This is a genomic window from Anaerolineales bacterium, from assembly GCA_022866145.1.
In the GTDB taxonomy this organism is placed as follows: domain Bacteria; phylum Chloroflexota; class Anaerolineae; order Anaerolineales; family E44-bin32; genus PFL42.
In genome coordinates, this window is sequence record JALHUE010000315.1 from 1 (window position 1) to 2,220 (window position 2,220).

A 2,220-nucleotide genomic window follows, 5' to 3' on the forward strand; every position below is an offset into this window, starting at 1 on the left:
AAGAAGGTCGATCCGTGCCCAGCGCCGCGGGCGCTGGTCGCGGATCTGGACGTCCTTGCGGCCGCTCCGCTTGGCATGAGCGCCGCCGGGTATGGCGACCTGCTGGGCAAGTACACGGCCCTGGCGGATTGGCGCATTGCACACGATCTGGGAATCGAGACTATCGAGCCGGTCTCATGGCAGCTGATGGAGCAAGGGCTCGAACCATGGACGGGCAACCCCGACGGGGTGCGGGCCGGCGATCCGGCGTCGCTGCGCGATCTGGTCGAGGGATTGGTCATCGCCGGACTCGCCATGCAGATCTCGAGCTCCACCCGGGCGGCCTCCGGCAGCGAGCATCTGTTCAGCCATCTGTGGGAGATGCAGGGTCTGACCCACGGGGGCGAGAGTGTGCCCCACGGAATCCAGGTTGGGTTGGGGACGATCGCCTCCTCGGCGCTGATCGAGTGGCTTCTGGGGCAGGATCTGTCTGGCTTGCCGGTGAAGGCGCTCTGCCGGGACTGGCCCGGCCGAGAGCAGGCTGAGGCAGACGTGCGCCGGGCGCACCCGTCGGGACCGCAAGCCGATCAGGCGGTCGCCGAGACGCTGGCCAAGCACCCAACGGCCGCTCAGCTGCAAACCCGCCTCGAACGCGCCGGCGAGGCCTGGCCTGCGCTGCGCGAATGGCTACGGTCCTGGGCCTTGTCTCCCCACGATGCCCAGGACAGGCTGGGCCGGGCTGGATGCCCTACCGATCCGCGCTCCATTGGCCTGGACTTCGAACGCCTGCGTCAGTCGTACTCCCTGGCGCGCCAGGTGCGCAAGCGCTATACCGTGCTCGATCTTGCGTTCGAGACCGGGCTGCTCGAAGCGGCCCTCCGGTCGCTCTTCTCAGAGCAGGGCTTCTGGGGTGGCGGTTCGACAGCCTAGAGCGGGCAGCACCGCGCGGACCGAAGGCCCCAATAGTCCGAATCGAGTGCTTCTGCGCCCCAGTCACCCGATGAGCCAACAATTGCAGGTGCCCACTGTCGCTGCGATTTGAGTTCTTGCCATCCGGACGAGCCGATCTCCAGCGCCGCGTCCTGGGAGAGGGCAAGCTGCCAGCCGGGCACCTGCGTGGCGTTCGCCACGTGCCAGTCGCAGGCGCGGATCACAACTCCGAAGGAGTGCCTGAAGGCGTGCGGTACGCGGACTGAGTGTGCCCTAGGCTGGGCTGTGCCAGCCAGGGAGGTGGTCCAGTGCCTGGTGGACATCCGTCACAATGGCCGCGCCCGCATCCCGCAGGGCGCGCGCCTTCTCCGGATGATCAGGGATCCCGAGGAGCGTTAGGCGAAGGTGGAGCCCATGCTTGCGCAGCACGGCGGCCGCGGCCGCTGCGCTGCGCACCCCCTTGGAGGCGTCCTCAACGGCAACCACGCGCGCGCCCTCTAAGACGGACCAGCACGAACCCAGCCTGCCATCCAACGCTAGCCCCGCCGCATCCATCAGGGCGTCCGGCAAGGAAGCGCCAAGCGCCAGCTGCATGGCCGTCAGCACATGGATGGGCGAGGGCTTGAGCATAGAATGGGACTCCATGCCTCTCTGATTCGCCAGCCAGCCCAGGTCCCCCATGCCGACGATCGGCAACCCGTCCAGGCCGGCGCAGGCGACTCCGATTTCGGCCTCCGGGGCGCCGCTGGTTCCATCCGGCCCCGAGGATGGCCGGTTGGTGAAGATGGCGAAGGCATGGTTGGGCCGCGCGATCCACGCCCGCAGCGCCTGGCGCTCGCTTGCATTCAGCATGGGTCGATCGCAGGTCGACAGGAAGCTTTCCGTCTGCAGTTGTGGCGCAAGCTGATAGAGAGCCTGGTAGCGCTCGCTGCCGAGATTGAGTTCCTGGATCAGACGGAAGGTCAGTGATCGCGCCGGATCGCGCCCATCTAGCACCAAGGTGACAAGCGTCTCCAAGCGTGCGGGCGGCAAGCGCGCAAGCAGGGAGCGCAGCAATCCGATGGCGTTTTCACGCGGCCGCGATTCTGTCGATCGATCACGGCCGAGGACGCCCGCGAAGCCGGCGAGGTCCGGGACCGGCAATCCATGGGGAGGGAGCGGCTTCTCCGCGAGGCGCAGGCCGAGGCTGGCGTCGGGGACGAGCGGCCATAGGCGTTCGAGCAACAGCGCCGTGCACATGGCCGAGGAGTCCCACTCGGAAGTGACTCCGGCGGCTTCGAAAGCCAGCACGCCCTCCAGGGGCAACACCCC

General features: G+C 67.8%; 2 protein-coding genes. One reads left to right on the forward strand and one right to left on the reverse strand.

Annotation, left to right across the window (positions count from 1 at the left end; genetic code table 11):
- The coding region (locus MUO23_09740; GenBank protein MCJ7513234.1) for an iron-containing alcohol dehydrogenase at positions 1 to 909 on the forward strand (909 nt) is incomplete at its 5' end.
- 273 nt (positions 910 to 1,182) lie between these two features.
- Here the strand turns inward: MUO23_09740 and MUO23_09745 are convergent.
- The coding region (locus MUO23_09745; GenBank protein MCJ7513235.1) for a hypothetical protein at positions 1,183 to 2,220 on the reverse strand (1,038 nt) is incomplete at its 5' end.